Below are 23,304 nucleotides of genomic sequence, written 5' to 3'. Positions count from 1 at the left end.
TTCTTGACGACGCGTCGCCGGCGTGCGGGTTATCCACAGATTTGCGGCGCATCCGCACCCGGCCGCTGGGCAGTCGGGGCTGTGCGCGGAATGCCCCGGACGGGGCGGATTGCGATCGCTCGGGGCGACCTCGACGCCCGGTTCGCGGCGGCGCGGGGCGACGTCGACGCCGGGACCTGGGCCCCGCGCCGTTCAGCGGGCGGGGTCGCTCGGCTCGTCGTCGTCCGCGGCGGCGTCGTCCGCGGCGGCGTCGTCCGGGGCCGTGTCGTCCGGGGCCGTGTCGCCCGACCCGCCGCGATCCTCCGGGTCCGGCGCGGCGTGGGGCGGCAGCGCGCCATCGAGCAGCCGGGCGAGCGCCGCCTCGAACTCGTCCGCCTCGGTGTCCGGCGCCGCGCCGGCGAGTCCGAGGCGTTCGAGCAGCCGGGCCGGATGGTCCAGCTCCTCGGCGGTGGGCAGCAGATCGGGGTGGGCCCAGAGCCCGTCGCGGGTGGCGATGTCGCTGCGCTCGCCCACGAGCCGCCAGAGCGCCGCCGCGTCGCGCAGGCGCCGCGGTCGCAGCTCGAGCCCCGCGAGGGCGGCGAAGGCGTGCTCGGCCGGGCCGCCGGTGGCGCGACGGCGGCGCACCATCTCGGCGATCGCCTCGGCGCCGGGGAGCCGCGTCGCCGCGTCCGCCGTCACGACGTCGACCCAGCCCTCGATCAGCGCGAGCATCGTCTCGAGTCTGGCGTGCGCCGCCTCCTGCGCCTCGGTCTTCGGGGGGATCAGCGCACCGCCCGCGATGAGCTCCTGGATGCGCTCGGGGTGCGCGGGGTCGATGTCGCGCGCCAGCTCCTCGATGCGGTCGGTGTCGATGCGGATCCCGCGCGCGTACTCCGTGATGGCGGTGAGCAGGTGGAGCCGCAGCCACTTGCTGTGGCGGAAGAGCCGCGCGTGGGCGAGCTCGCGCACCGCGAGGTAGAGCGTCACCGCCTCGGCATCCTGCTCGAGCCCCTCGGCGAACGCCGCGACGCCGCTCGGCAGGAGGGCGCCCCCCTCCCGCGACGGCCCGGAGAGCAGGGGAATGCCGATGTCGCCCGCCGACACGACCTCGCCCGAGAGCTTGCCGACGATGCTGCCGAGCTGCACGGCGAAGAGCGCCCCGCCGACGCTGCGCAGCATCGGCGCCGCGCCCTGCAGCGCCCCGCTGAGCTCCTCGGGCATCTGCGTCTGCAGCGCCCGCATGAGCGCTGCAGTGATCGACTCGGCCACGGGCTCCGCCAGGCTCACCCACGTGTCGACCGACTGCTGGACCCACTCGATGCGCGAGAGCACGCGCGGAGCGTCCGGCGTCGGGCCGAGATCGGTCGCCTCGTCGAGCCACAGTGCGGCGACCGGGAAGGCCCGCATGGCCGGCGCGGGATCCGCGTGCGCCGTCCCGTCCGCCGCCACCTCGATCGCCGTCTTCCGCGTCGCCGACCAGTCGATCGTGTCGCTCGGATGCTGCATGGCGTGCTGCATCGTACTGAAGAGCCCCTGCATCGCCTGCCCGTCGAAGGGGATGCCCGCGGCCTTCGCGAGCTGCTCGGGATCGATCCCGCCCGACTGCGCACCGCCGCCGGAGAGCATCTCCCGCAGGATCCGCTGCAGCTCCTCGAAATCGTCGCCGCCCGGTCGCTCGGCGCCGTCCTGTCCGTTCGCGCTCATTCCCGTACCTCCGGATCATCCGTCGGAATCCACGCTACGGCACCCGCGCAGGATCCACCTGTTAGATTGACGCTCGCCCGGCGATTTCCGTTGCGCCGAGTGCGAACACGCACGGCGAGGAGAACCGGTGTACGACGAACGGCGCGAGCGGCGCAGATCCCGGATCCTGCTGGGCGTGGCGATCGCCGCGTGCCTCGTCCTGCTCGCCGCGCTGATCCCCTCGCCCTATGCGATCGAGCGGCCCGGTCCCGTCGTGGACACCCTCGGTGACGTCGAGATCGACGGCGAGCGGGTCCCGGTCATCACGGTGGAGGACCGGGAGACCTACGCGACCTCCGGCGTGCTCAACCTGCTGACGGTGTCGATCCTCGGATCTCCCGAGGATCCTCAGAGCTGGCTCTCCCTCCTCCCCGCGCTGCTGGATCCCGCGCAGCGCATCGCCCCCGTGACGGAGTTCTATCCCGAAGGGGTCACCGTCGAGCAGCGGGAGGCGGCGACGACGGTGCAGATGGACTCCTCCCAGGCGCAGGCCGCCGCGGCGGCGTTCGGCGCGCTGGGGGAGGAGGTCGGCACGGAGCTCGCGGTCGGCGCGGTCGCCGAGGGGAGCCCGGCCGACGGCGTGCTCGAGGTCGGCGATGTCATCGTCTCCGTCGACGGCGCCGCCGTGCCGGACTTCGCGGCGCTGCGCGAGCGGATCGTCGCGGCGGGCGCCGGACAGGCCGTCCGCCTCGGGATCGAGCGGCACGGGGAACCCCGCGAGCTCCCGCTCGTCCCCGAGACGCCCGAGGGCGAGGCGGAGCCGATCATCGGCGCGTCGATCGCGACGGTGTACGCGCTTCCGGCGGAGGTCGACATCAGCCTCTCGCAGATCGGGGGTCCGAGCGCCGGCATGATCTTCGCCATCGGGATCGTGGACGAGCTCACCCCGGGGGAGTTGCTGCAGGGACTCACCGTGAGCGGCACCGGCACGATCGCCGGCACGGGCGAGATCGGTGCGATCGGCGGTCTCGAGCAGAAGATGTGGGCGGCCTCCGGCGCCGGCAGCGATCTCTTCCTGATGCCGCTCGCGAACTGCGCGGACGTCCCCGATCGGACGCCCTCCGGGCTCCGGATCGCGCCCGTCGCCGACCTCGACGAGGCCCTCGCCGCGATCGGGACCGTCGCGGACGGTGCGGAGCCCGCCGGGCTCGAGCGCTGCGACACCGGATCCTGACGCCCGTCTCCGGGGCGGCGCCCCGGCCGTGCGTCCGGCGCGTCGGCCCGATGGTGCGCCCGACCGCCCGGACCGCGACGTCGCCGCACCGGGGGTTGTCAGCGGCGGGCGATAGGGTGGTCGCGGAACCCGCTCGGCACCCTCCTCGGGGTGCACTCCGAACAGGAAAGTAGTCCCAGACGTGACCGACCAGAACATCGACGCTCAGGCCGCCCGTCAGCGCCGGATGTCCCCCCTCGCCATCACCATCGTGCTCGTGGTGGTGCTGATCCTCGGATTCCTCGCCGTCGCGGCGGTGCTCGCGGAGGTGATGTGGTACCGCCAGCTCGACTTCCTCCCCGTGCTCACGACGCAGTGGATCGCCGCCGGAGTGATGTTCGTCATCGGCTTCCTCGGGATGGCCGTGCCCGTCTTCGTGTCCATCGACATCGCGTACCGCAAGCGCCCCGTCTACGCGCGGCTGACCGCGCAGCTCGACCGCTATCAGGAGCTGTTCGAGCCGCTGCGCCGGCTCGTGAAGTGGGCGCTGCCCGCGGTCATCGGGCTCTTCGGCGGATTCAGCACCGCCGGGCAGTGGCAGAGCGCGCTGCTCTGGATCAACGGCGAGGCCACCGGGCAGAGCGACGCCCAGTTCGGGCTCGACATCTCCTTCTACCTGTTCAGCCTGCCGATGCTGCAGGGCATCGTCGCCTTCGCGTCGGCCGCGGTGCTCATCGCGCTCATCGCCGGCGTCGCGACGAGCTACCTCTACGGCGGCATCTCCTTCGCGGGTCGTGACGTGCGCGTCTCGAAGTCGACCCGCATCCAGGCCGCGATCCTCGCTGCCGTCTACCTGCTCCTGCAGGCCGTCAGCCTGTGGCTCGACCAGTACGCCTCCCTCAGCGGCACCTCGGGCCTGCGCACGGGCGCCATGTTCCAGGACGTGCACGCGGTGATCCCGGGCAAGCAGATCCTCGCGGGCATCGCGGCGATCATCGCGATCCTCTTCCTCGTCACGGCGTTCACCGGCAAGTGGCGTCTGCCCGTCATCGGCACCGCGCTCTTCCTCGTCTCGAGCATCGTGCTCGGCATCGGTTACCCCTGGGCCGTGCAGCAGTTCCAGGTCACCCCGGACGAGAAGAGCCTCGAGGCGGAGTACATCGAGCGCAACATCGAGGCCACCCGGACCGCATACGGCATCGACGACGTCGAGGTGGAGCGCTACGACGCGGTCACCGACGCCGAACCGGGTGCGCTCCGCGACGACGCCGCGACGACGGCCAACATCCGCATCATCGATCCCGAGGTCGTCTCCCCGACGTTCTCGCAGCTCGAGCAGATCCGGCAGTACTACCAGTTCCCGACGTCGCTCAACGTCGACCGCTACGAGATCGACGGCGAGGTCGAGGACACCGTCTCGGCCATCCGCGACATCAACATCGACGACCAAACCGGGTGGTACAACCGGACCCTCGTCTACACGCACGGCTACGGCCTCGTGGCCGCCTTCGGAAATCAGCGTTCGCCCGGCGGCGAACCGGTGTTCCTCGAGAACGGCATCCCCACGAGCGGGCAGCTCGGCGAGTTCGAACCGCGCGTCTACTTCGGCATGGACTCGCCCGAGTACTCGATCGTCGGCGGGGAGCGCGCGAAGTCGATCGAGCTCGACTTCCCGGCGGACGCCGAGAGCAACGCCGAGGCCACGGCGGACGACGCCGTGCCCGCGGAGGGCGAGGACGCGAATGCCCTGAACGAGGAGGCCGTGACCGACGAGGCCGCGGCCGAGGAGACGGTCGACGAGACCGCCGCCGCCGAGGAGGAGCCGGCCGAGGAGGAGTCGGCCGAGGGCGGTCGGCAGAACATGACGACGTTCTCGGGCGACGGCGGACCGGTGCTCGACAACATCTTCATGAAGCTCATTTACGCGCTGAAGTTCCAGGACATGGAGGTGCTCCTCTCGGGCGCCGTGGTCGACGGCTCGCAGATCCTCTACGACCGCAACCCGGTCGAGCGCGTGCAGAAGGTGGCCCCGTATCTCACGATCGACGAGTCTCCCTACGCCTCGGTCGTCGACGGCCGTATCGTCTGGATCGTCGACGGGTACACGACCTCGGCGCAGTACCCGTACTCCGAGGTGTCTGACATGAACGGGCTCACGCAGGATGCGGACAACGAGCAGCGCGACCCGCTCGCCAACAACATCAACTACATCCGCAACTCGGTGAAAGCGACCGTCGACGCCTACGACGGCTCGGTGCGGCTGTACGCGTGGGACACCGAGGATCCGCTGCTCCAGGCCTGGGGGAAGATCTTCCCCGGGACGCTCACCGACGTCTCCGAGATGAGCGGCGACCTGCTCAGCCACGTGCGCTATCCGAGCGATCTGTTCAAGGTGCAGCGCGCCATGCTCGGCGAGTACCACGTGACCGACGCCGACGCCTTCTACTCGGCTGAGGACCGCTGGCGCACCCCGGACGATCCGGTGTCGAACGCCACGACGACGACCGCGACGGGGACGTCGAGTAAGCTCGCGCAGCCGCCGTACTACCTCACCCTCGCGGCGGGCGCGGACGCGAAGCCCAACTACTCGATCTACTCGACCTACATCCCGGACCAGAACGGGGAGAACTCCCGCGACATCCTCACGGGGTATCTCGCGGCGAACTCCAACGCCGGTTCCGCCGACGGCGAGGTGTCGGACGACTACGGCACGCTGAAGCTGCTGACGCTGCCGAAGGGCAATCCGATCCCCGGCCCCGGGCAGGTGCAGAACAGCTTCACGACCGACTCCAAGGTGTCGAACCTGCTGAACATCCTGCGCCAGGGCGAGAGCGAGGTGATCAGCGGCAACCTGCTGACGCTGCCGGTCGGCGGCGGACTGCTCTACGTGCAGCCGGTGTACGTGCAGGCGAAGTCCGGCACGAGCTTCCCGATCCTGCAGAAGGTGCTCGTCGCCTTCGGCGATCAGATCGCGTTCGAGGACACCCTCGACGCGGCGCTGGACGAGCTGTTCGGCGGCAACTCCGGAGCCAATGCGGGGGATACCGGGACCACGCCCACGACGGAGGATCCGACGGCCGAGCCCCCCGCCGAGGAAGAGGGCACGGACGGGGGAGGCTCCGGCTCGACGACGGACCTGACCCGCGAGGCCGCGCTGGAGCAGATGCAGGAGGCGATCCAGGATCGCGATACCGCGATGCAGGAGGGCGACTGGGCCGCCTACGGCGAGGCCGACGACCGCCTCCGCGAGGCGCTCGAGGCGGCGCTCTCCGCGGAGTGAGCCGCCTGGCGGCGAACGGCTGCAGCGGCGAACGGCCCCGACCGGAACTCTCCGGTCGGGGCCGTTCACGCGTCGGGGCCGCTCGGGCGTCGGCCCGGTGCGCGTTCGTGTCGGCGGTCTCCCGTATCCTGAACCGCGTGAAGATCCGCCAGACCTCATCGTTCGACGGCTCGCCGTCGCGCGCGACGCCGTCGAGCGCGGCTGAGGCGATCGCCGAGCTCGACGCGCAGTACGCGACGGGAGAGCTCGAGGCGCACGCGTATCTCACGAAGAAGCGCGGGCTCGTGCGCGCCTTCCTGAAGCAGACGACGTCGCCCCGCAGGCGCCCGCGCGCCGGCGAGAGCTGAGCCTCGGGGCGGCGCGAGGCCCGGTCGCGAGGCCGGCGCCGCGGCATCCCGCTCACAGTGGGTGCGAAAGACCTGGGCGGAATCGCTGCCCGCTCGGCCGAAGCGACCCGCACGGGGCGCCGCCGGCGCTCGGGCGAGCCCGGACGGGACCCCGGCAATGCGTAAGGCCCCTGATCGGATTCCCGATCAGGGGCCTTACGGTGACGCGATTCTCGTTGCGGGGGCAGGATTTGAACCTACGACCTCCGGGTTATGAGCCCGGCGAGCTACCGAACTGCTCCACCCCGCGGCACAAGAATTAACTTTAGCACGAGATCCGGGGCGATGCCAATCGGGCGCGGCTCGAGGCTGTGGATGGGGCGACATCGGCGTGATTCCGCGGATGAGTATCGGGGTGACGCGCCCGAGCCCGGGCGTGTCGGACCTTGGCCGAACATCCCCAGGAGGACGACATGTGGACATCCGCACCGAGAATTCGAGCGCGCGCGACGGATCCCGGAGGGCCGCCGGGCGTGTCGCGCTCGCGATCGGGTCGTGCCGCTCGGGGCTTCGCGAGACTCCTGGGACTCCTCGCGGCTGGGCTCGCCTGCGCGCTGTGCGCGCCGATGGTCGGCGTCGCGCCGCCGGGCACCGCGCGGGCCGAGACCGGACATCAGGATCCCGCGATGCTCGGCCAGGGAGCCCGGCCGTTCTCGATCTTCGTGCGGCAGGGGGAGTACCTCTGGGTCGACACCGACGCCCGGCCCGACTACATCCGCAGCAACACCGGAGCCGAGCAGCCCTGGAATCCCGACGGGCGGTTGTACGGACCCGCCGCCGCAGACGGGATCTGGCAGGTCTACCTCGACACCGGCGGAAACGAGCACCTCGAGGGCAATTGGGAGATCGAGGCGCGCGCCGAGGCCTCCGCCGGCACCGCCGTGCCCGGTCGGGTGTGGACGTACCGCTACTTCCTCAGGCAGACCTCGGGCCCGGATCCCGAGAAGTCCGATCTGCGCTACTGGATGATGAACGATTCGGGATACCTCTACCAGGTGGACCTCCGCGGGTATCGCGGCATGAACTCGTCGATCACCGCCGACCCCGTCGGCAACGTCACCGCGCCGGGCGCGTGCACCTCCGCCTACGAATCGGTCGACTACGCGAGCGGCAGGCAGTCGCTCTTCGCCGCCTGCGGCGGACGCTACCGCGTGTTCTTCGAGGAGCCCGCCGACGATCTGCCTGCGACCGCGGATCTCGCGGGAACGGAGGTGTACGTCGCCCCGGAGCCGCTCACCTCGGCGGAGCTGGACGCCTCCACGCTGAGCTTCGCGCCCGCGGAGCCCGGCTCCTTCGCGGGCACCTTCACGGCGACGATCTCGCCGCGGTTCACCGGGGACTACCGGCTGCAGATCGACGCCGACGGCGACGGGGCGTTCGCGGGGGACGCGGACGTCGAGATCCCGCTCTCGGCCGACGGACGGGGGAGCTACGTCCACGCCTGGGACGGCACCGGCCCGGATGGCGACGCACTCGCGTCCCCCGGACGCCGCATGAACGCGCGCATCGTCTTCGCCACGGTCGGCGAGATGCACATCGTCCAGCACGACGTCGAGGGGCGCGACGGCATCCGCGTCGTCCTTCGCAACGGTGACGAACGGGGCGACGCCACCCTCCACTGGGACGACCGCGGACTCTCCGCGCGCGACCGCACCTCGGTGACGCCCGTGCGCGACGCCCGCGCGGGCGTCGACTCGAGCGGCTTCGTCCACGGCTGGGACTTCTCGCACACCTGCTCCGAGCTCACGGAGGAGTGCGGCTCGTGGGGGAACAACCGGGCGATCGTCGATTGGGTCTCGAGCTCGGCGGACGGCTCCGCGGAGCTGCACGGCTTCGGCGGCGCCGCGTCGCTCGACATCACCAAGACGGCCGATCGCGCCTCGTACGCGACGGTCGGCGAGACGATCACCTATACGTTCACGGTGACCAACACCGGCACCCTCGATCTCGAGAATGTCGGTGTGCAGGAGACGGCCTTCGACGGCGCCGGCGAGCTCTCCGCCGTGGCCTGCCCCGGGAACGCCCTGCGCGTCGGGGAATCGATGGAGTGCAGCGCGGCCACCACCGTGACGCAGGAGGACATCGAACGCGGTGCGATCTCGAACGCGGCCGTCGCGACGGGGAACGCGCCGGGCGAACCGTCGATCGCCTCGCCGCCCGACGAGGTGCGGGTCCCGGCGGCGCAGGCGCCAGCGCTCGCGCTCGTCAAGGAGATCGCGAATCCCGCGGACGAGGCGTGGGGTCCCCGCGCCGAGTTCGGCGCGGGTGACGCGCTCGACTATCGCTTCTCGGTCGAAAATACGGGCAATCTCGCGCTCACGGGCGTGACGGTGTCCGAGACCGCGTTCACCGGGAGCGGTGCGGCGCCGAGCGTCGCCTGCCCCGGTGATGCGCTCGCTCCGGGGGAGTCGATGGTCTGCACGGGGCGCTACGAGGCCGCCGATCAGGCGGATGCGGATCGGGGCGTGATCGAGAACACCGCGGTCGCTTCTGGCGACGCCGCCGGACGTCCGGGGGTCACGTCGGATCCATCGACCGCGATCGCGCTCGCGCCCGGCCGGCCCGCATTGCACCTCGTGAAGGCCGCCGATCGACGGGTCTTCGCCGCGGGCGAGGAGATCGCGTACTCCTTCGCGGTGACGAACGTCGGTTCGGTGACGCTCACCGATGTCTCGGTACGGGAGGACTCGTTCACGGGATCGGGATCCGTACCGGCGCTCGACTGCCCGACGACGGAGCTCGCGCCCGGCGAGAGCGTGCTCTGCACCGCGACGTACGCGGCGACGCAGGAGGACGTCGACCGAGGCACGATCGACAACGCCGCGACCGCGAGCGGTCGGACCCCGCAGGGCGACGCGGTGGAGGCGCCTCCGAGCGCCGTGCGGGTCTCCGCGGTGCCGCAGCCGGCGCTCGAGCTCCGCAAGACGGCCGACCGCACGGGTTTCGCAGCGGGGGACGCGATCGCCTACCGCTTCGACGTCGTCAATACCGGGAACACCACGCTGAGCGGTATCACGATCGAGGAGCGCGACTTCAACGGCAGCGGGGATCTGAGCGCCATCAGCTGCCCGGAGGGCGCCGTGCTCGCGCCCGGGGAATCGACGAGCTGCACCGCCGCATACGAGGCGAGCCAGGCCGACCTCGACGCCGGGGCGCTCGTCAACACGGCCGTCGCCCACGGCGTCGATCCCGCGGGAGGCGACGTGGCCTCGCTCCCGGACTCCGTGACCGTGCCGGCTGTCCGCGAGGCGTCGTTGCGACTGGAGAAGAACGTCGACCGCGAGCGCTTCGCCGCGGGCGACGCGCTCGGCTACACCTTCACGGTGACGAATACGGGCACGGTCACCGCCGCCGAGGTGCGGATCGAGGAGCTCGCGTTCTCGGGGACGGGGCGCCTCGACGGCGTCGTGTGCCCGGAATCCGAGGCCCGCGCGCTGGCCCCGGGCTCGACGCTCGTGTGCACCGCCGGCTACGTCGCGAGCCTCGAGGATCAGGGCGCCGGCGCGCCGCTGCGCAACACGGCCGTCGCGGTCGCCGCGCCGCCCGCCGCGGGGGAGGCGCCGATCCGTTCGCACCCGGACGACGCCGTGAGCGCGCCGATGCCGCGCGCGTCGGTGCCGCCGCCGGGAGAAACGGGCGGACCCGCCGCCGCAGGGGCGAAGGGCCCGGGCGCTCCGCGGCTCGCCGCCACCGGCGGTGCTCCGGGGCTGCCGCTCGCGGTGCTCGGCGCCGTCGCGGCTCTGGCCGGGGCGACCGGCGTGCTCGGCGCCCGGGCGCGGCGCCGGGCGACGGACGCGGGCGACCGATCCGGGGACGCCTCCGCCGGAGTGTGAGGAACGCGGCGCCCCGCGGTTCCGGGCGCTCGGCCGCATCCCGGATGCGGCCGAGCGCCCGTCGCTGCGCCTGCCGGAGTCGATCTGCAGAGCACGTGCAGTGCTTACAAACCGAATTCATAGATTCGCGGGCCAAGCTGAGAGCACGAGAAAGGGAGCCCCCGATGACGACCACACCCGAGTACGACCCCACCGACGCCGCCCGCACCGAGGCCCCGAGCGCCGGACCCACCGAGACCCCCGCGGCGGAGCACTCGAGCTCCGCGGCAGCACCGGCGGCCCCCGGCTCGGCGCAGACGACGCCCGACGCGACCGGCGACCGGGCGTCCGCCGAAGCCGCGGCGCCCGTGATCCCCGCGGAGCAGCCGACCACGCAGCTGCCCGAGACGGTCACCGGGGCGCCCGTCCCCCCGGCACCCGCGCCCCCGGCCTCCCCGCAGCCGCAGTTCGCGCCGGCCCCGGTCGGCGCCCCTGCCGCGCACACCGGGGCCGCTTTCGGCGCGCCGCAGTCGGGCGACGGCGGATCGGGGATCCCCGCGGCTCCCGTCGCGTCGGCACCGGGAAGCGGATCGTCGCGGCCGAAGCACCGCAGCGGGGCGCTCCTCGCCGGCCTCGCCATCGGCGCGCTGCTCGGCGGCGTGGTCGGCGGCGGCGTCGCCGCCGTCGTGTCCTCCAACGTCTCGCAGTCGAACGTCGCCCAGAGCGGCGGGAACAGCGCGATCACGCTGAACAACACCGAGAACGCCACCGCGATCTCCGGCGTGGCCGCCGTGGCGACGCCGAGCGTGGTCACCCTCGAGGTCGCCGGGTCGAGCGCGAGCGGCTCCGGCTCCGGGGTGATCTACTCCGAGGACGGCTACATCGTGACCAACGCGCATGTCGCGACCCTCGACGGCGCGGCCATGGCGGACGCCACGATCCGCGTCAAGCTCAGCGACGGCAGCATCTACGACGGGGCTCTCGTGGGCTACGATCCCTACGCCGATCTCGCGGTCGTGAAGATCGACGCGACCGGCCTGCAGCCCATCGAGTTCGCGGACTCCGACAAGCTCGACGTGGGCGATCTCACGGTCGCGATCGGGGCGCCGCTGAACCTCGCGAACACGGTCACGAGCGGCGTCGTGAGCGCGCTGAACCGCGGCATCTCCGTGGGCAGCCCCCTCATCGAGGACCAGCCGACGCAGCAGGACGACCCCGCCGAGGGGCAGGAGGAGGACGGGGGCAGCGGACTGCCCTGGGACTTCCGCTTCGGCCTCCCGGGCGAAGAGGGGCAGCAGGGCCAGCAGCAGCAGAGCTCGAGCGGCAGCGTCACGCTTCCCGTGATCCAGACCGACGCGTCCATCAACCCGGGCAACTCCGGGGGTGCGCTGCTCAACGGCAGCGGCGAGCTCATCGGCATCAACGTCGCCATCGCCTCGACCTCCGCGTCGAGCGATACCGCCGGCAGCGTCGGCCTCGGCTTCGCGATCCCCGCCAACCTCGTCACGCGGGTCGCCGACGCGATCATCGCGGGCGAGCAGCCCTCGCACGGCCTGCTCGGCGCCTCCGTCGCCGACTCCTCGCAGGACACCGACGCCGACGCCAACCATGCGGGCGGCCTGCTCGTCGAGGTGAGCGACGGCGGCGCGGCCGACCAAGCGGGCCTCAAGGCCGGCGACGTGATCACGGCGGTCGACGGCACCTCCGCGGTCGACGGCACCTCGGTGTCCGCGCTCATCCGCCTGCACGAGGGCGGCAGCACGGTCACGATCGACTACACCCGCAACGGCAAGGCGGCGCAGACGGAAGCCACGCTCGGCACCCTGGAGTGGTGACACGCCGGGCCCGGCCGCGCCTGCGCGGTCGGACCCGCGCCCGGGCCGCCGCGCACCCGGCTCCCCGCGAGCGGCTCCGCCTCGGCGCCGCGGTCCGATCCCCCGTGATCGGACCGCGGCGTCGCCGCGCGCGGCCCGGCGCGCGGAGCACAGCGACGTGCCGTCGCGATGCCCTACAGTGGTTCCGATGAGTACCGCCGGATTCAGCTTCGCGAGCGGCAATCTCGCCAAGCTCCTCGCGCTGCCGAAGTACCTGTGCTCGCTGATCCTGTCCTGGTTCGTCCCCCGCGACGCGCGCAGCTGGGTGTTCGGCAGCGGTGCGGGGGTCGGCGAGGGCGCCCTCGCGGTCGCGCGCGAGCTGCGGGCGAGCGATCCGGACGTCCGCATCCGCTGGCTCGTCGCCGATGAGGCGGAGGCGGCGCTCGCCCGCGACGCGGGCTTCGAGCCCGTCCTGCGGCGCGGTCGCGCCGGCTACTGGACCACGCTCCGCGCCGGCACGATCGTCGTCACCCACGGCCTCGGCGATGCGAACCGCTTCGGCGTGACCGGCGCCGTCGTCGTCCAGCTGTGGCACGGGGCGCCGCTCAAGCGGCTGCATCTCGACTCGCCCGTCACGACCGCGGTTCGCGGACCGGCGCCCGTCCGTGCGCTGCTGCGCCGGATGTACCTCGCGGGGTCGCGCGAGATCGACCTGTTCGTCGCCGGATCCCCCGTGTCCGCCGAGCGGCTCCGCTCCGCCTTCCGGGTCGCCCCCGGCCGCGTCCGCGTCCTCGGGGACCCGCGGGACGACGCGCTCGCCGCGCAGGCGAGTGACGCCGACGCCGACGCCGTTGCCGGCGCCCGCGCCGAGCTCCTGGAGCTCCTGCGGGGGAGCGGGGTCCCGCTCGGCCCCGACGCGGCGCGCGATCGGCTCGTGCTGTACGCGCCGACCTGGCGCGACGGCGACGCGGATCCGGCGGTGCCGGACGCGGCGGAGATCGCGCGCATCCGCGACGCGCTCGCGAGCAGCGGGTCCCGGCTGCTCGTCCGCTCGCACCCGCTCGGCCGGGGCGCCTACGACGCCCTGCTCGGCGACCGCGTGCACGCGCTCGACGCGGGGCTCGTGCGCGACATCACCCCCCTGCTGGGCGGCGTGGACGTCGTCGTCACCGACTACTCCTCGATCGCGCTCGACTTCTCGCTGCTCGGTCGGCCGATCGTCTGGTTCGCGCCCGACCTGTCCGCGTACGAGGGCAGCCGAGGCCTCTACGAGCCGCTCGCCGTCACGAGCGGGGGACGCATCGAACGCAGCTGGGACGAGGTCGCGGCGCGCCTCGAGGAGCTCCACGCCGATCCCGTCATCCGCCGCGCCGCCGAGGCCGACGCCCGCGCCCTCGCCGCGCGCTTCCACGCCCACCCCGAGGGCGGGGCCGCCGCGCGCGTGCTCGAGGCCGTGCGTCGCCTGCGGCTCGGGCCGGAGCAGCTCGTCGCGCCGGGCGGCGTGTTCTTCGAGAGCTTCTACGGCCGGCAGGTGAGCTGCAATCCGCTCGCGATCGACCGGGAGATCGCGCGGCGCCACCCCGGGCTCCCGCGCTACTGGAGCGTCACCCACGAGCTCCAGCGGGTGCCCGAGGGGGCCATCCCGCTGCTCGTCGGGGGACCGGAGTGGCACGCCGCCAGGCGCGTCTGCGGGCTCCTCGTCGTCAACGACTGGCTGCGCTTCGGCTTCCGTCGCCGCCCCGGTCAGACCGTGCTGCAGACCTGGCACGGCACGATGCTCAAGCATCTCGCGCTCGGTCGCCCCGGGGTCGGGCTGCGCACCCGACTGGCGATCCGCAGGGAGAGCCGGCGTTGGAGCCTCCTCCTCTCGCAGAATCCGCATTCCACGGCGCAGTTCCGCACGAGCTACGCCTTCCGCGGCGAGATCCTGGAGACGGGCTACCCGCGCGACGACCGCCTCGCACGGGCCCTCGCGGGTGCCGCGCGCAATCCCATCGCGGTGCTGCGCGCCCGCGCCGCGCTCGGGATCGCGCCGGAACAGCGGGTCATCGCGTACGCGCCGACGTGGCGCGACGGTGGCCTCACGCCGGTCGACGAGCTCGGTGTGCGGCGGCTCGCCGCGGCGCTCGGACCGGCGTGGACGGTGGTCGTGCGCGGGCACACGCGAACGCACGCCTTCGGCGGCTACGGCCTCGGGGTCGGCGGCGAGAGCACGGCCGCGCAGCTCGTCGACGCCTCCAGGCACCCCGATGTGAACGACGTGATCCTCGCCGCGGATCTCCTCGTCACCGATTACTCCTCGATCATGTTCGACGCAGCGGTGGCCCGCGTGCCGATGCTCTTCTTCGTGCCCGACCTCGTCGCGTACCGCGATCGGGAGCGCGGCTTCACCTTCGACTTCGAGCGCACGGCGCCCGGCCCGCTGCTGTCGGACCCCGAGGAGGTCGTCCGGCTCGCCCGCGAGTTCGCCAGCGACGGGGACGGCGCGGTGTGGATCCGCGACCACGCCGAGGCGAGCGCCGCGTGGCGGCAGCGCTTCGCCCCGCACGACGACGGACGTGCCGCCGAGCGCGTCGTCGACGCTCTCGTGGCGCGCGGAGCCCTCGCGCCGGCCCCGGAGCACTGAGCCCCGCTCCGAGTCGCAGCGCGCCCGCCGCGGCGACCGGCTCAGATCCGGGAGCGGTCGACGACCCTGCCCCCGCCGAACACGATCCCGCGGAGGAACCCCGCGCCCCAGCTCAGATGCATGGTGACGAGCGCCGCCGCGGTGAGCAGGCGGTCGCCGACGCCGCGCTGCTCGGGGATCCGGATCACGGCGAAGCCGACGCCGAGCAGGTAGGCCGCGGCGGGCGCGAGCAGCAGCGGCCATGCCGAGGCCCACGGCAGCACCCCGGTCAGGAGCAGCGCCAGACCGACGGCGCTCGTCGCGAGGCCGAGGACGAGCGCGCCGGGCACGAAGAAGCGCCACGGGTTCGCGCCGCGGTAGCGCCGCACGAGCACCGCGCGCCAGGTGCCCGTCGCGAAGAACTGCCGCGCGAGGTCGGCGAGGCTCGCGCGCGGCCAGTAGGTGACGCCGAGGGCCGGCTCGAACCACACCTCGCGGCCCGATCGCCGGATGCGGAGGTTCAGTTCCCAGTCCTCTCCGCGGAGGATGCCGGGGTCGTACCCCCCGACCGCCGCGATCGCCTCGCGCCGGAAGATGCCGAGGTAGGCGGATTCCGCGAGGCCCGCGACGCCGTCGCCGTGGTAGGCGCCGCCGCCGAGCCCGTAGGGGCTGTTGTAGCCGCGGGCGATCGCCCGCTGCACGGCGCCGCGTCCCGCGGCGCGCATGATGCCGCCGACGTTCGCGGCGCCCGTGCGGCGGAGGGCGGCGACGCCGAGCCGCGTGTAGTCGGGCGTGAGTTCGGAGTGCGCGTCGACGCGGACGATCACGGGGTGCCGGCTCGCCGAGATCGCCGCGTTGAGCCCCGCGGGGATGTCCCGCGCCGGATTCCCGACGAGGCGGACGCGCGGATCCTCCTCCGCGAGCCGGGCGGCGATCTCGTCGCTGCGGTCGCGGGAGGGGCCGAGGGCGAGCACGATCTCCTTCTCGCCCGCGTAGTCCTGCGCGAGGATCGTGCGCACCGCCGGCTCGAGATACGCCTCCTCGTTGAGCACGGGCATCACATAGCTCACGCCGGGCAGATCGGGGAGCCCCGGCATCGCGGTCGGGAACGGCGCGGGCGGCGGGTCCTGCGGGGGGTTCGGCTGCGGGGGTTCGCTCACCCCCCGATCCTGCCACACGGCCGGCGCGGCCCGCGCCCGGGTATTCTGGAGGGATGGGACTGGTGAACGATGGGCGGCGCGCCGTCCGGCTGGCCAAACGGGTGCTCAAGGGGCGTCGCGCGTACTTCGAGCTCCGCGCGCTGCTCGAGGAGCGCGGCCCGCTCCCCGAGCGGGGCTACCGGGTCGGCGTCTACTTCGCCGACAGCGATGTGAACATCTACCAGATGCGGCAGTGGTACGCGCCGCTCCAGGAGCTCGCGCGCGTCCACCCGGTGCTCGTGCTCGCGCGCAACGCCGCGGGGGCGCGGCAGCTGCTCACCGAGAGCGGCCTCGACGTCGTCTTCGCACCGAAGGTCACCGACCTCGAACGCGAGGTCACGCGGCATCCGCTCGACGTGATCCTGTACGTCAACCAGAACACCCGCAACTTCCAGATGATGCGCTACGGCCATCGCTGGCACGTCTTCGTCAACCACGGCGAGAGCGACAAGATGTACATGACGAGCAATCAGCATCAGGCCTACGACTACGCCTTCGTCGCCGGCGATGCGGCCCGCGAACGGCTGTCACGGGCGCTCTGGAACTACGACGTCGCCACGCGCACGATCCCGATCGGGCGACCCCAGACCGATCATCTGGACGGCGCGCCGCCGTTCGCGCCCGACGGACGCACCGTCGTCTTCTACGCGCCCACCTGGGAGGGCGATCGACCGGCCGCCAGCTACGGCTCCGTCGCGACCCACGGCGAGCGTCTCGTCCGGGCGCTGCTCGCCTCCGACCGGCACCGGGTGGTGTACCGGCCGCACCCCCGCAGCGGCGTCGTCGATGCCGCCTTCGGCGCGGCGAACCGGCGGATCATCGAGGCGATCGCCGAGGCGAACCGGCGCGATCCGTCGGCGCAGCACGTCTACGACGAGGCCCCGGCGCTCGGCTGGCAGCTGAGCCTCCCCGACGTGGCCATCTGCGACATCTCCGCGATGGTCTACGACCGGCTCGCGACGGGCAAGCCGCTGATGGTGACGCGTCCGCGCTCCGCGGAGGCCGAGGTCGACGAGGGCGGCTACCTGAGCGTCTGCGAATGGCTCGATGCGGGGGAGACCGCCGACATCGTCGCCGTGCTCGACCGGGTGATCGGCGACGACGCGGCCCGGGAGCGGCTCGGGACCTGGTCGCAGCACTACTTCGGGGACACGGCGCCCGGAGCGCCCACGCGGCGCTTCCACGCCGCGATCGAGACGCTGTTCGCGCGCTCGGAGGAGTGGCGGGCCCGCGACCTCGCCGATCCCGGAGCGCGCTGAGGGGCGCAGATCCCGCGCGCGGCCGATCCCGCACCGCAACGCCGGTCCCGGGCCGCGCGGGCTGCCGCGCGGCCCGGGACCGGGCGGCTCAGACCGGATGGTCTGCGTTGTACCGCGCGAGCACGTCCTCGATGGGGCCGTCGAGCACGAGCGCGCCGCGGTCGAGGTAGAGGCCGCGGGAGCAAAAGCGGCGCAGATCGCGCTCGTTGTGCGAGACGAGGAACAGCGTCTTGCCCTCGGCGAGCAGCGCCTCGATCCGCTGGTAGCACTTCGCGCGGAACGCCTTGTCGCCCACCGCGAGGACCTCGTCCACGAGCAGCACGGGCTCGTCGAGCTGCGAGATGAGCGAGAACGCGACGCGCACCTTCATGCCGCTCGAGAGGTGCTTGAACGGCGTGTCGATCACGTCGCCGGCGCCCGCGAAGTCGATGATCGCATCGAAGCGCTCCGCGATCTCCCGCTTGCCGAGGCCGTGCAGCCCCGCGGTGAGGTGGACGTTGTCGCGCACGGTGAGGTCCCCGACGAAGCCGCCCGTGATCTCGATGATGGGCGCCACGCCGCCGTGCACGCGCACCCGCCCCTCATCGGGGAACAGGACGCCGGCGACGAGCTTCAGGAGCGTCGACTTGCCCTGGCCGTTGCGGCCGACGACGCCGATCGCCTCGCCGCGCGCGACCGAGAAGGAGACGTCGCGCAGCGCCCAGAACTCGCCCGGACGCCCGCGGCGTGATCGCCCCGAGAACAGGTCCTTGAAGCTGCGGCGCGAGCCGCGGTTGCGGCGGAATCGCACGCCGAGGCCGTCGGCGGTGATGATCGGGGCGTCCGCCCGCCCCGGGGTCGTCTCAGTCACGTCACAGCTCCTTCAGCACGCCGCCGATGGAGCGGCGGAAGACGACCACGCCGACGGCGAGGATGATGAGGGTGAACGCCGCGGACGCGCCCACGAGCGGCCAGTCGAGCTGATCGGGGAAGAACCCCGCGCGGAACAGGGCGAAGATGCCCGAGAGCGGGTTCAGCCACGCGAGCGGCTGCGCGAACGCCGGCAGGTCGGCGGCCCCGTAGATGATGGGCGAGGCGTAGAAGAGCACCCGCAGCACGAGCTTGGCCGCCCGCTCGAGATCCCGGAAGAAGACGACGAGGGGGGCGACGATGAGCCCGATCCCGAGCACGAGCGCCGCGAGCAGCAGCACCGCGAGCGGGAAGAGCGCGAGCTCCCAGCCGACGCGCGCGCCCGATACGACGGCGAACACCACGAGCACGGGCAGGCTGAGGACGAACTCGATCCCCTTCGAGCACACGATGCGCCCGACCCAGATCCAGTGGGGGAGAGAGACCGAGCGCACGAGCTTCACGTCGCGGAGGAAGGCGCGCGTCGCATCGGTGATCGCCCCGTTGATCCACACCCACGGCAGCAGCGCTGTGAGCAGGAACACGATGTAGGGCTCCTCGCCGACCGATCGGGAGAAGACCTGCGTGAACACGAACCAGTAGATCAGGCTCATGAGCAGGGGATCGAGGATCGACCAGAGATAGCCCAGCAGGGAGGTCGAATACCGGACCTTCAGGTCCCTGCGGGTGAGGAGCCATAGCGACGACCACGTGCTCGCGCGGCGTTCGCGTCGCTCGGGAGAAGAATGCACACCGCTATTCTGCCGTCTCCGCCGCGTCGGATGCGCGGCGCGCTCCCGGAGTTTGATAAATTAGGGAGCGTGCCGCCCGTAACCTCGTCAGCCGTGCCCGTTCCTGAGCCAGGAGAGCCTTCGGCGACGGGTCATCCGGCCGTCGCCGCGGCTCCGCAGGCGTCCGCCGCCGGCGCCCCGCGGGTGCGTCCGAGCCGCAGCGGCGCGGAGGACGAGGCGCCCCGCGAGGCCGCGCAGGAAGCCGCCGAGGGGAGTGCCGCGCCGACGCGCACGGGGCGCATCCAGGTTCCCGTCCCGTCGGTCGTCCGAGCCCGCGAGCGCGGGCGGATCGCCGCCCAGAACCCGGTCGTGCTGAGCACCGAGGTGCTCACGAAGACCTACGGCTCCCTCGTCGCCGCCGGCGACGTCTCGATCGAGGTGCACGCGGGTTCCTTCACGGGCATCGTGGGCCCGAACGGCGCGGGCAAGACGACCACGCTCTCGATGATCAGCGGCCTGCTGCGCCCGACCTCCGGTCGGGTCACCGTGAGCGGCGTCGATGTGTGGACCGACGGACCCGCGGCGAAGCGTCTGATCGGCACGCTGCCCGATCGCCTGCGGCTCTTCGACCGGCTGACCGGCGCCCAGCTGCTCTACTACTCCGGCGTGCTGCACGGCGTGCCCGAGGCGGCGGTCGCCGAGCGCTCGGCCGAGCTCGCCGAGGCCTTCGGCCTCGAATCGGCCCTCGGGCGCCTCGTCTCCGACTACTCCGCCGGCATGCAGAAGAAGATCGCGCTGGCGTGCTCGATGATCCATGCCCCCGAGGTGCTCGTCCTCGACGAGCCGTTCGAGGCGATCGACCCCGTCTCGGCCTCGAACGTCACGGATATCCTCGAGAAGTACGTCTCGGGCGGCGGCAGCGTCATCATGTCGAGCCACAGCCTGGACCTCATCCAGCGCGTCTGCGACCACGTCACGATCATCGTCGACGGCAGCGTGATCGCGCAGGGCACGGTCGACGCGGTTCGCGACGGCCTCAGCCTCGAGGAGCGCTTCACCCAGCTGACCGGCATGAGCGATACGAGGAAGGGGCTCGAGTGGTTGCACGGCTCTTCCGACTCCGTCTAGCGCTGCTGGGCGGTGGCTTCCGGGGGTCGTTCGGGAGGGGGCTGCGCACGGCACTGCTCTACCTCCTGCTCGCCGCGGGCGCGATCGCGCTCGCCTGGTTCCCCACGGCCCTGCTGCCCGCCGGCGCCGACCGCGCGATCCTCGACACCATCATCGGCTCCGTCGTGCTGGTCGCGGTGTTCCTCGTGCCGTTCTTCGAGAACCGGCGCAACCTCGAACCGCGGCAGTTCGCCCAGTACCCGGCGTCGCCCGGCTCGATCGGCTTCGCGCTGCTGAGCTCGGCGATCCTCACCTGGCCGTTCCTGCTGTTCGCGCTGTGGCTCGCGGCGCTCGGGGTGCTCCGCCCGGAGTGGGCGGCGCCCGGCTGGATCGCCCCGCTCGCGCTCGGGCTGGCGGCCGTTCTCGGACTGTGCAGCACGCGCGTGATGTCAGCCGTCTCGAAGCTCATCGCGGGCGTGCGCTACGCCGGAGCGGTGCGCACGGTCGGAACGGTGCTGCTCGTGGCGTTCCTGCCCGTCGCCGTCTTCGCCGGGGCGACGGCATTCGGCCCCGACGGCCGGGGTCTCGTGGACGGGCTCGTCGACATTCTCTCCTGGACGCCGTTCGGCGCGCCGTTCGCGGCGCTCGGACTCGCGGCGGCCGGAGATCTCGACGCCGCGATCCTGCGGCTCGCGATCGCGGGCGGGGCGATCCTGCTGCTCATCGCGATCTGGATCCCGATCACCTGGATCGCCAATCAGCACGTGGAGCGCCCGATCGGTGCGGGCGTGGCGCGCACCGGGCTCGGTTGGTTCGAGCGGTTCTCCGCTCGGCCCTCTCAGGTGATCGCCGCGCGCGCCATGACCTACTGGGCGCGCGATCCGCGGTATCGCGTCGCGCTGTTCGCGATCCCGATCGCGCCGATCGTGATGATCGTGGCCTTCTGGGTGGCCGGTGCGGACCCGCACCTGCTGTCGCTGCTGCCGCTGCCCGTCATCCTGCTGCTGCTGGGCTGGTCGCAGCACAACGACGTCTCGATGGACTCCACGGCGATCTGGGAGCACGTCGCGAGCGGCACCCGCGGCCGTGCGGACCGGGCGGGGCGGCTGGCCCCCGTGCTGCTCATCGGGATCCCGCTCGCACTCATCGGTTCGAGCGTCACGGTGACGCTGCTGGGGGACTGGCGGGTGCTCCCCGCCGTCGCGGGCATGAACGTCGCCGTGCTCCTCGCGGCCTGCGCCTCCTCGAGCATCTTCTCGGCGCTCATGCCGTACCCGGCGACGCGACCGGGCGACAGCCCGTTCGTGCAGCCGCAGTGGTCGGGCTCGGGATCGGGCCTCGCGCAGACGCTCTCGATGCTGCTGGCGCTCGTGCTCGCCGTGCCCCCCGTGTGGTTCTCCCTCACGGCGGTCGTGGACGTCTCGTTCGTGCAGAACCTCTGGGCGCTCGCCTTCGGCGTCGGCTACGGCGCCGCCGTGCTCGGGCTCTGCATCCTCATCGGCGGCTGGATCTTCGACCGCAGCGGCCCCGAGCTCATCGCGGTGACCCAGGTCTTCGACTGAGCATCCGCCGGGCGCGGCCGCGCCGGCGGGGGTAGAATCGGCGCATGGGTATCTTCACGCGACGCGATTCCGATCCGGCCGGCGGCGGGGCCGCCGGCGGCACCGACGTGCTCGACCGCGAGCTCGAGAAGCTGCTCGAGGACGAGCAGATCGAGGACGGCGACCACGAGCGCTTCTCCCACTACGTGCCGAAGGACAAGATCCTCGAGTCCGCGGTCACCGGGAAGCCCGTGCGCGCGCTCTGCGGAAAGAAGTGGACCCCGTCCCGCGACCCGGAGAAGTTCCCCGTCTGCCCCGACTGCAAGCGGGTCTACGAGCGCATGCGCAAGTAGGGCGTCCCGCCGTCCGCGAGGCGGTGCGCCGTGCGCGGGGACCGCGCGCGGTGATCGGTGACGGGCTCCGCCCGGGATCAGCGGTACTCGGTCGGAATGGCCGGATCGCCCCGCGTCAGGCTCATGGCGACCGGGGGGAGCTCCTGCACGCAGCGGCGGTGCCGCTCGCGCGCCGCGGCGATCCCGTCGATGCCGGTGTGCTCCCGCCGCACCTCGCCCGAGACGACGAGGGGGACGAGCACCTCCCGGCTGGATCCCGCGAGCTCGGCGCCCTCCTCCGCGCCGCCGGGGCCGTCGCCGAGCAGGATGAGCTCGGCGGTCGCGACGCCGCGGTCTGAGAGCCCGCGGCGCACGCTCTTGCGACCGCCGACGGAGACCTTGTCGGCCGACTTCTTCGCGACCGAGACCCAGCCGCCGGCGTCGTCGGTGTGCGCGACGAGCTTGTAGACCATGCCCATGGTGGGGGTGCCCGAGCCGACGACCACGGAGGTGCCGACGCCGAAGCTGTCGACGGGGGAGGCGGCGAGGGCCGCGACCGTGTGCTCGTCGAGGTCGTTCGTCACGGTGATGCGGGTGCGCGTGGCGCCCAGCTCGTCGAGGAGCCTGCGGACGCGCGCGACGACCACGGGGAGGTCCCCGGAGTCGATGCGGACGGCGCCGAGTTCGGTCCCCGCCACGTCGATGGCGGTGCGCACGCCCTGTTCGATGTCGTAGGTGTCGACGAGCAGCGTGGTGTCCGTGCCGAGAGCGGCGATCTGAGCGGCGAAGGCGGCGCGCTCGGTGTCGTGCAGCAGGGTGAAGCTGTGCGCGGCCGTGCCCATGGTGGGGATGCCGTACCGGCGGCCCGCCTCGAGATTCGAGGTCGCGCTGAAGCCCGCGATGTACGCGGCGCGCGCAGCGGCGACGGCGCTGAACTCGCCCGTGCGGCGCGAGCCCATCTCGGCGAGCGGCTTGCCGTGCGCCGCGTGCACCATGCGCGAAGCGGCGGTGGCGACGGCCGAGTCGGCGTTGAGGATGCTGAGCGCGAGCGTCTCGAGCAGCACGCCCTCGGCGAAGCTCGACTCGACCGTGACGAGGGGGGAGCCCGGGAAGAAGACCTCGCCCTCGGGGTACCCCCAGACGTTCCCGCTGAAGCGGAAGTCCGCGAGCCAGTCGAGGGTGCGCTCGCGCACCACGCCCCGGTCGCGCAGGAACTCGAGCTCCGCGTCGCCGAAGCGGAACCGCTCGATCGCCTCCAGCAGGCGCCCGGTGCCGGCGACGACGCCGTAGCGCCTGGCCCCGGTGAGGCGACGGGCGAAGAGCTCGAACACGCTCCGCCGCTCGGCGGTGCCGGCCTGCAGCGCGGCATCGACCATGGTGAGTTCGTAGTGATCGGTGAGGAGGGCCGTCGAAGCGGGCGTCGTCGCGGAGTGCACGTCGTCAGTGTAGCGGGGCGGGCCGATCCGACACCCGCA

Annotated in this window: 15 protein-coding genes and 1 tRNA gene; 10 read left to right on the top strand and 6 right to left on the bottom strand. The window is 72.6% G+C overall.

Annotated features, from left to right (window positions below; translation table 11 throughout):
- Positions 1-192 precede the first annotated feature (192 nt).
- Positions 193-1,683 (bottom strand): zinc-dependent metalloprotease, encoded by a 1,491-nt coding sequence (locus MUN78_RS08800; RefSeq protein ID WP_244725839.1) that lies wholly within the window; start codon positions 1,681-1,683, stop codon positions 193-195.
- Between the two features lie 127 nt (positions 1,684-1,810).
- Between MUN78_RS08800 and MUN78_RS08795 the strand changes: the two genes are divergently transcribed.
- From MUN78_RS08795 to MUN78_RS08785, 3 genes are all read left to right on the top strand, one after another.
- A complete protein-coding gene (locus MUN78_RS08795; RefSeq protein ID WP_244725838.1) occupies positions 1,811-2,896 on the top strand; it encodes a YlbL family protein in 1,086 nt (361 codons plus the stop codon).
- Between the two features lie 181 nt (positions 2,897-3,077).
- On the top strand, positions 3,078-6,155 hold the full coding sequence (locus tag MUN78_RS08790) for a UPF0182 family membrane protein (protein WP_244725836.1): 3,078 nt from the start codon (positions 3,078-3,080) through the stop codon (positions 6,153-6,155).
- Between the two features lie 137 nt (positions 6,156-6,292).
- The gene (locus MUN78_RS08785; protein WP_244725834.1) at positions 6,293-6,502 is read left to right on the top strand and encodes a hypothetical protein; all 210 of its coding nucleotides are present in this window, start codon (positions 6,293-6,295) and stop codon (positions 6,500-6,502) included.
- 215 nt (positions 6,503-6,717) lie between these two features.
- On the opposite strand, the gene MUN78_RS08780 is transcribed toward MUN78_RS08785, so the two are convergent.
- Positions 6,718-6,791, bottom strand: a tRNA-Met gene (locus MUN78_RS08780).
- A gap of 376 nt (positions 6,792-7,167) precedes the next feature.
- On the opposite strand from MUN78_RS08780, the gene MUN78_RS08775 reads away from it, so the two are divergent.
- The 3 genes from MUN78_RS08775 to MUN78_RS08765 all read left to right on the top strand — a co-directional run bounded on the left by MUN78_RS08775 (position 7,168) and on the right by MUN78_RS08765 (position 14,793).
- Positions 7,168-10,374 carry a DUF11 domain-containing protein gene (locus MUN78_RS08775; protein WP_244725832.1) on the top strand — a complete coding sequence of 1,069 codons (3,207 nt, stop codon included), beginning with the start codon at positions 7,168-7,170 and terminating at the stop codon, positions 10,372-10,374.
- A 164-nt stretch (positions 10,375-10,538) separates the two neighbouring features.
- Entirely contained in the window at positions 10,539-12,188 is a 1,650-nt protein-coding gene (locus MUN78_RS08770) for a S1C family serine protease (protein ID WP_244725830.1), read from the top strand.
- A gap of 187 nt (positions 12,189-12,375) precedes the next feature.
- Complete coding sequence (locus tag MUN78_RS08765) at positions 12,376-14,793, top strand: CDP-glycerol glycerophosphotransferase family protein (protein ID WP_244725828.1); 2,418 nt, start codon at positions 12,376-12,378, stop codon at positions 14,791-14,793.
- A gap of 41 nt (positions 14,794-14,834) precedes the next feature.
- Here MUN78_RS08765 and MUN78_RS08760 read toward each other — a convergent pair whose 3' ends face one another.
- Entirely contained in the window at positions 14,835-15,869 is a 1,035-nt protein-coding gene (locus MUN78_RS08760) for a glycosyltransferase family 2 protein (RefSeq protein WP_244730049.1), read from the bottom strand.
- 116 nt (positions 15,870-15,985) lie between these two features.
- On the opposite strand from MUN78_RS08760, the gene MUN78_RS08755 reads away from it, so the two are divergent.
- Positions 15,986-17,230 carry a CDP-glycerol glycerophosphotransferase family protein gene (locus MUN78_RS08755; protein ID WP_244725826.1) on the top strand — a complete coding sequence of 415 codons (1,245 nt, stop codon included), beginning with the start codon at positions 15,986-15,988 and terminating at the stop codon, positions 17,228-17,230.
- 88 nt (positions 17,231-17,318) lie between these two features.
- Here MUN78_RS08755 and MUN78_RS08750 read toward each other — a convergent pair whose 3' ends face one another.
- Both MUN78_RS08750 and MUN78_RS08745 read right to left on the bottom strand, forming a co-directional pair.
- Positions 17,319-18,080 carry an ABC transporter ATP-binding protein gene (locus tag MUN78_RS08750; protein WP_244689180.1) on the bottom strand — a complete coding sequence of 254 codons (762 nt, stop codon included), beginning with the start codon at positions 18,078-18,080 and terminating at the stop codon, positions 17,319-17,321.
- Position 18,081: 1 nt separating this feature from the next.
- Positions 18,082-18,870, bottom strand: a complete 789-nt coding sequence (locus tag MUN78_RS08745) for an ABC transporter permease (protein ID WP_244689178.1) — start codon at positions 18,868-18,870, stop codon at positions 18,082-18,084.
- Positions 18,871-18,963: 93 nt separating this feature from the next.
- Here MUN78_RS08745 and MUN78_RS08740 point away from each other — a divergent pair, with 93 nt between their 5' ends.
- The 3 genes from MUN78_RS08740 to MUN78_RS08730 are packed head-to-tail and all read left to right on the top strand — an operon-like array spanning position 18,964 to position 21,850.
- Complete coding sequence (locus tag MUN78_RS08740; protein ID WP_244725824.1) at positions 18,964-19,977, top strand: ABC transporter ATP-binding protein; 1,014 nt, start codon at positions 18,964-18,966, stop codon at positions 19,975-19,977.
- Positions 19,947-21,518 (top strand): hypothetical protein, encoded by a 1,572-nt coding sequence (locus tag MUN78_RS08735; protein ID WP_244725822.1) that lies wholly within the window; start codon positions 19,947-19,949, stop codon positions 21,516-21,518. Before MUN78_RS08740 ends, MUN78_RS08735 begins: the two co-directional genes overlap by 31 nt.
- A 44-nt stretch (positions 21,519-21,562) precedes the next feature.
- On the top strand, positions 21,563-21,850 hold the full coding sequence (locus tag MUN78_RS08730) for a DUF3039 domain-containing protein (protein WP_244689173.1): 288 nt from the start codon (positions 21,563-21,565) through the stop codon (positions 21,848-21,850).
- A 77-nt stretch (positions 21,851-21,927) separates the two neighbouring features.
- Here the strand turns inward: MUN78_RS08730 and MUN78_RS08725 are convergent, their stop codons facing one another.
- Positions 21,928-23,205 carry a nicotinate phosphoribosyltransferase gene (locus tag MUN78_RS08725; RefSeq protein WP_244730046.1) on the bottom strand — a complete coding sequence of 426 codons (1,278 nt, stop codon included), beginning with the start codon at positions 23,203-23,205 and terminating at the stop codon, positions 21,928-21,930.
- Positions 23,206-23,304 lie beyond the last annotated feature (99 nt).

The organism is Leucobacter allii (genome assembly GCF_022919155.1).
Taxonomy (GTDB): domain Bacteria; phylum Actinomycetota; class Actinomycetes; order Actinomycetales; family Microbacteriaceae; genus Leucobacter; species Leucobacter allii.
The sequence above is the reverse complement of the archived record's forward strand: the minus strand, read 5'-3'. Positions and strand labels throughout refer to the sequence as shown.